The organism is Microcystis sp. LE18-22.4A, from assembly GCF_027531105.1.
Lineage (GTDB): Bacteria > Cyanobacteriota > Cyanobacteriia > Cyanobacteriales > Microcystaceae > Microcystis > Microcystis aeruginosa.
In genome coordinates this window covers 1-6417 of record NZ_JAPZRB010000382.1, presented here as the reverse complement: position 1 = coordinate 6417, position 6417 = coordinate 1, and the positions used below count along the sequence as shown (strand labels likewise).

Genomic DNA, 6417 nt, shown 5'->3' with positions numbered 1-6417 from the left:
CTCAATTGTCTATCTTTTGGTATTAACCTGTTTGTGCCTTAAGTCCTTCCCTGTATGGATTTCAGCTACTTTTGAGCGTAGGCGCTCTCATCGAATTTTATTTTAAGTTAATTATTTGCATAACAATTCCCGAAGAGCCCTTTTCTGTTGCCCGTTCCGCAGTTCTGGAGTTCCCTCTCACCACTAGGAAATTTATTTTGTACGACTACTTATAAATTGAAATATACAAAAAAGGGCGATCGCTTGATCGCCCTTTTCTCCTAGTAAATAACAAAAATTACCTCAAGATATACACCAGTAAAAACAGGATAATCCAGACCACATCGACGAAATGCCAGTATAATTCTGCTGCTTCCACACCAAAATGAGATTGACTAGAATAGTGGTCTTTTTGACGAGAACGCCAGAGGACAGATAGAATCAGCACTAAACCGAAGGTAACGTGGAGACCGTGGAATCCGGTTAAGGCATAAAAAGCGCTGGTGAAAACATTAGTTGTCAGACCGAATTCAGCGTGATAATATTCGTATCCTTGACCACAAAGGAAGATAATTCCCATCAGGGCAGTAATGCCGAACCACAATTGTAAACCGGCATTATTGTTTTGTTTAATCGCCTTTTGTCCTATGTGCATAACAAAACTACTGGACACCAGAATAATTGTGTTAATTGTCGGTAGGGTTAACTCTAATTCTGGCGTGCCGGCGGGGGGCCAAACGGGTAACATGGTACGGTAGAACAAGAAAGCGGCAAATAAGCCTAAAAAGATGGAACTTTCCGCCACTAGAAACAAAACCACACCGAATAAGCGATGATCTGGGTGGCCATGATGTCCGTGTTCCACCGTTTCCTGATGATAATTGACAGAGAGTTGAGAATCTTCGAGCGTTGAACCTTGCATGATTGAATGTCCTTAGTTTACACAGGAGACGGGGAGCTTTTTCTCAGTGATCAGTAAACAGTAAACAGTAATTAGGGTTTGCGGCAAAAAGTTTTTCGTGGGGGTAGGGTGTGGGGTGTGGGGTGTAGGGTGTAGGGTTTTACCCGTTTTCAGAGGGTCAATTACCTAATTTTCGGGGAAAAAGTACCTGAATTTTCCCCCCGACCACTCCCATGGCGGGCACTTTTTGATTTCAAAAAAGCCTAAAGATATTATCCAACAAGGTTTTTAGATTTATTCAGCAACCCCTAATTAGTGAACTGAAAACTCACATCTGATAACTGATAACTGATAACTGATAACTGATTATTGGGATTCGGCGCCCACTTCGGCGAGGAGATCTTGTACTGATTCCGCGGCTTCTGATTCCTCCAGATCAATACCGTAATCGTAGGGGCCGGACCAAAGAATCGGCATTTCCTCGAAATTCTCGATAATTGGGGGAGAGGAGGTTTGCCATTCTAGGGTTAAAGCGCGCCAAGGATTACGGCCGGCGGGTTGACCTTTAAAGGCACTCCAGACCATATTAATAGCGAAGGGAATACTCGATATACCGAGAATATAAGCTCCTGCGGTACTAAGAACATTTAAACCCTGAAACTGCACATCATACAGGGCAATACGACGGTTCATACCCAATAATCCCAATTCGTGCATCGGCATGAAAGTTAAATTCAAACCGATAAAACTGAGAACAAAGTGGATACGACCGAGAGTCTCGTTATACATCCGTCCGGTCATTTTCGGGAACCAATGGTAAACGGCAGAAAATAAGGCCATTGCCGTACCACCAAATAGTACATAGTGGAAGTGACCGACGACAAAATAGGTATCGTGGACGTGGATATCGAAGGGAACAGAAGCCAACATAATCCCGGTCAAACCACCGATGAGGAAGGAAGACAGGAAACCGATCCCAAATAATAAAGACGTATTGAGACTGAGTTTACCCCCCCAAAGAGTGGCACACCAACTAAAGATTTTAATGCCCGTGGGAACGGCGATTAACATAGTTGCCGCCATGAAAAACATCCGTAACCAGCCGGGGGTGCCGCTGGTGAACATATGGTGGGCCCAAACGATTAAACCCAAGAAACAGATGGTGAGACTGGAATAGGCGATCGCTCGATAACCAAAAATCGGTTTGCGGGCGTGAACTGGTAATATCTCCGATATCGTGCCGAAAAAGGGCAAGATCATGATATAAACAGCAGGATGGGAGTAAAACCAGAACATATGCTGATAAACCACCGGATCGCCGCCGCCGGCAGGGTTAAAAAAGCTCGTGCCGGCGATTAAATCAAAGGACAAGAGAACAAGAGCAGAAGCGAGAACGGGGGTGGAAAGCAGTACCAGAGTCGAGGTGGCCAGCATTGCCCAACAAAATAGCGGCATACTGTACAAATCCATCTCAGGAATCCGCATTTTCAGGATCGTGGTGATGAAATTAATCGAGCCTAAAATCGAAGAAGTCCCGATCAATAAAAGGCTCAAAATCCACAATTCTTCGCCCCATTTGCCGCTAATTAAGCTTAAAGGTGGGTAGGAAGTCCAACCGGACTGGGGTGCGCCGACAAAGAAACTGGATAATAATAGCAGCCCGCCGGGGGGATTAAGCCAGAAAGCCACAGCGTTAAGACGAGGAAAAGCCATATCTTCCGCCCCAATCATCAGGGGAATGAGATAATTGGCAAAACCCGCCCCAACCGGAACGATCCAAAGAAAGATCATGATCGTTCCGTGCATGGTCATGAATTGGTTATATAGTTCTGGGGAGACGAAATCGGGGTCGGGAGTGGCTAATTCTGTCCGCAGCACTTCCGCGAAAGCACCGCCAATAAAGAAGAAAAGAAAGGCAGTCACCAGATATTGAATACCGATGACTTTATGATCGGTGCAGAAAGTAAAGTAATCTGTCCACTTGCGGTGATGGATCACCTCGGGAACGGTTGCTGGGGTGGTTATTTCCGTTGATGCTGTCATAAGGCCAAGATTTTAGATGACAAGAAAAATTACATTTGCTGCTGATGGGCAACTTGGGCGAGGATTTCAGCGTCGATGCCCATTTCTTCGGTGTAGGGGGTCAAATATTGACGATCAGAGCGATCTTTAGTGGTCATGGCTACAGTTCGATCGCTGTCAACTTCGGCGATCGTATTATCCTGCACCCATTGGTCGTAATCCGCTGGGGAGTGAACCACAAAGCTAGATTTCATGCCACCGTGATAGGCCCCGCAAAGTTCCGCACAAATGATCGGATATTGACCAATTTGGTTGGATGTGAACGATAAAACCGTTTCCTGTCCGGGGATAACGTCCTGTTTTAGACGCAATTGGGGAACCCAGAAAGCATGGATCACATCTCCCGCTTCCATATTCAGTTGCACGGGGCGATTGACGGGAGCGTGCAGTTCCCCGGAAACAATGCCAGTTTCGGGATAGGTGAAGATCCAAGCGTATTGAATGCCTTTAACATTGACCACTAGGGGGGGAACTCCTTCACCATCGTAGGAATTGCCGATACCTAGCGCTACTCTGCGATCGCCGCCCAGGGCCATCATCGTACCGTGGTGATGACCGTGGTGGGCGATTTCTCCTTTGCCACCCTTGGAAATCAAGGGATCGAGACCGCCGATATTGTTATAAATCTCGAAGCTATAGACGGCAAGGATAAAAACGATTACCGTCGGGATGGCTGTCCAGAAGATTTCTAGGGGTACATTGCCCTCCACTGCCGGCCCGTCGGTTTGATCCCCCGGTTTACGGCGAAAGCGAATCACTATATAAATGATCACGCCTTCAACTATTAAAAATAGTCCCGTGGCGATGGTCATCATCAGATTAAAGATATTATCTATCTCCTGAGCATCTTCGGAAGCGGCCACAGGCATTAAGCCATGATTTTGGCCATACCAGAGACTAATTAAGGTCAAGGCGATCCCGAGTACGAGCGTCAGGATACTGCTGGGAATTTTCACGGTCTTTTCAATATTTTCAATAGTGGCTACTTATTCAAGGCTAAAACATGATTCCCCTATAGATGGGAAATTTAACCAGCATCTTCTGAGAATTTTATCTTTTCTTTGGGATCGTTTTCAGGGAAAGTATTTTAAATAACTAATTTTTATATCTTATTCTGAGTTTATGTAAACAAATGTAACGGAAATGGCCAGAAATCTAAAGAATATCTAAAAGCTTTTACCTGTCGTAAAAAAACTCATTCACAGTGATAACTAACTGGCAAACAAAGCCATGATCTTTGATGACAGACTCCTTGAGAACAGGCAAACCGATGACCGAATCTGTTTTTAACCCGACACCCCGAAGAGAAACCGGCCATATTCAGGTGTGGATGCGCCGCTTAGTCTGGAAAATTGCGATCGCTACTTTCGCCCTAATGGTGGTGGGTGCTGCCACCAGAGTTATGAACGCCGGTTTAGCTTGTCCCGATTGGCCGCTGTGTTACGGTCAATGGATTCCCAGTCAGCAGATGAATCTACAGGTATTTCTGGAGTGGTTTCATCGTCTCGATGCCTCTTTGATCGGGTTTAGTACGCTCGCTCTCGTCGGTCTGTCTTGGTGGTACCGTCGCCATCTTCCCCCTTGGCTGTTCCCCTCTGCGATCGCTGCTTTGGCTTTAATTCTCCTGCAAGGAGTCCTGGGAGGATTAACCGTGACCCAATTACTGCGATTTGACATCGTAACGGCCCATTTAGCCACAGCTTTGCTCTTTTTTGCCACCCTAATCGTCATTGCTATCGGTCTGACTCCCTACCGTGGCACAGGTACAGTCGGGAAACTAACCGGGATGGGAATGGTCGCCACCGGTCTAGTTTATCTGCAATGTCTCCTCGGCGGTCTCGTCGGTTCCCGTTGGGCGGCCCATCAGTGTTTAACGGTTTCCCAACTCTGCACCGTGATGAATAGCCACATTATCGGGGTTTTTCCCGCCACTATCTCGGTGTTAACCCTAGTTTTCTTCGCTTGGCGAGCTGCCGCTATCCATCCTCTCCTCAAAAAACTAGCTTTTAGCGCCGGGGGATTAGTTGCCCTACAGGTGTTTTTGGGCGTTGCCACCCTGAAACTGCATCTACAGGTGGAACCCTTAACCATTACCCACCACAGCATCGGTGCGCTATTGGTGGGAACCCTCGTCGCTTTTACCACTTTCGCCCTTCGCGATCGTTCTTTCGCTCCCATAAGCCATCTCTAAGGATTTAATCACGATGACTGGAACTCAAGCCCTTCGCCACCACGATAATTTTTTACAAGTCGCTAAAAGTTATTATCAACTCACCAAACCGCGAATTATTCCTCTACTGCTGATTACTACAGCCGCTTCTATGGAAATCGCCTCTAAAGGCCAGGTTTCCCCCCTCTTACTCTTTCTTACCCTCCTCGGTGGCACTCTCGCCGCCGCCGCCGCTCAAACTTTAAACTGCATCTATGATCGCGATATCGATCACACCATGCTTCGTACTCGCGCCCGTCCGATCCCCTCCGGTCGCGTGCAACCCCTCCACGCCCTCATTTTTGCCCTCGTTTTAGCCTCCCTTTCCCTAGCACTTTTTGTCTTTTTTGTCAATACTTTGAGCGGATTTTTAGCAATGACCGGCATCGCATTTTATATGTTGATTTATACCCATCTGCTCAAGCGTCATAGTATCCAAAATATTGTTATCGGTGGCGCAGCTGGCTCGATTCCTCCCCTCGTCGGTTGGGCGGCAGTAACGGGCGATCTCGGTTGGATTCCTTGGATTTTATTCGCCATTATTTTCCTTTGGACTCCTCCCCATTTTTGGGCTTTAGCTTTAATGATCAAGGATGATTATGCAGAAGTAGATATCCCGATGATGCCGGTAGTTAAAGGGGAAGAAGCCACTAGCGAGCAGATTTGGCTCTATACTTTAATCGTTGTTCCTTTCACTTTCCTCCTGATTTATCCCTTGGCTGCCTGTGGTGTGGTCTATGGTGTAGCGGCTTTGGTTTTAGGGTTTGTTTTCCTGAAAAAAGCTTGGCGATTAAAACAGAATCCTTTTGATCGGGATATCGCTCGATCGCTGTTTAAATATTCCATTCTTTACATGATGTTATTATGTACAGCTATGGTGATCGATAGTTTACCCATGACCTCTCGTCTCATCGCTACAATTGCCAGTTTATTCTCCTGTAGTTAGGTTTTGCTGAAAAAGTTTGTTGGTGGTGTCGGGAGTCAGGAGTCGGGAGTCAGGAGTCAGGAGATTATTTTCATTTATGCTCCCCATCTCCCCATCTCCCCCCGCAACGCGCACGAAGTGGTCTCCCCATCTCCCCATCTCCCCAATTCATAATTGATAATTCATCGGAAATTTTGGGTCTGAAACCCCGCCGTTCTAGGTTGGCTTTACGTTAGAATTAAAAGGCCAGTCTCGAAAACCAAGTGGACGGCGCAGCACCTTGAAAACTCGGCTTAGGGGGTTCCGACCAGAAAAGCTTGG

At 46.7% G+C, this 6417-nt stretch carries 5 protein-coding genes; 2 read left to right on the top strand and 3 right to left on the bottom strand.

Going from position 1 to position 6417, the window contains the following annotated elements:
- Positions 1-277: 277 nt before the first annotated feature.
- The 3 genes from O9295_RS16955 to O9295_RS16945 all read right to left on the bottom strand — a co-directional run bounded on the left by O9295_RS16955 (position 278) and on the right by O9295_RS16945 (position 3918).
- Positions 278-901: a cytochrome c oxidase subunit 3 gene (locus O9295_RS16955; protein WP_002738397.1), complete on the bottom strand. Its 624-nt coding sequence runs from the start codon at positions 899-901 to the stop codon at positions 278-280.
- Between the two features lie 345 nt (positions 902-1246).
- Positions 1247-2923, bottom strand: a complete 1677-nt coding sequence (ctaD, locus tag O9295_RS16950) for a cytochrome c oxidase subunit I (RefSeq protein ID WP_288034030.1) — start codon at positions 2921-2923, stop codon at positions 1247-1249.
- A 29-nt stretch (positions 2924-2952) separates the two neighbouring features.
- A complete protein-coding gene (locus O9295_RS16945; protein ID WP_288034028.1) occupies positions 2953-3918 on the bottom strand; it encodes a cytochrome c oxidase subunit II in 966 nt (321 codons plus the stop codon).
- Between the two features lie 314 nt (positions 3919-4232).
- Between O9295_RS16945 and O9295_RS16940 the strand changes: the two genes are divergently transcribed.
- Positions 4233-5153: a COX15/CtaA family protein gene (locus O9295_RS16940; RefSeq protein ID WP_288034026.1), complete on the top strand. Its 921-nt coding sequence runs from the start codon at positions 4233-4235 to the stop codon at positions 5151-5153.
- Positions 5154-5166: 13 nt separating this feature from the next.
- Positions 5167-6117: a heme o synthase gene (locus tag O9295_RS16935; RefSeq protein ID WP_147069836.1), complete on the top strand. Its 951-nt coding sequence runs from the start codon at positions 5167-5169 to the stop codon at positions 6115-6117.
- Positions 6118-6417 lie beyond the last annotated feature (300 nt).

Coding starts and splice junctions, on each gene's coding strand:
- O9295_RS16940 (WP_288034026.1), top strand. CDS start 4,233: ATGACCGAATCTGTTTTTAACCCGACACCCCGAAGAGAAACCGGCCAT.
- O9295_RS16955 (WP_002738397.1), bottom strand. CDS start 901: ATGCAAGGTTCAACGCTCGAAGATTCTCAACTCTCTGTCAATTATCAT.
- ctaD (WP_288034030.1), bottom strand. CDS start 2,923: ATGACAGCATCAACGGAAATAACCACCCCAGCAACCGTTCCCGAGGTG.
- O9295_RS16935 (WP_147069836.1), top strand. CDS start 5,167: ATGACTGGAACTCAAGCCCTTCGCCACCACGATAATTTTTTACAAGTC.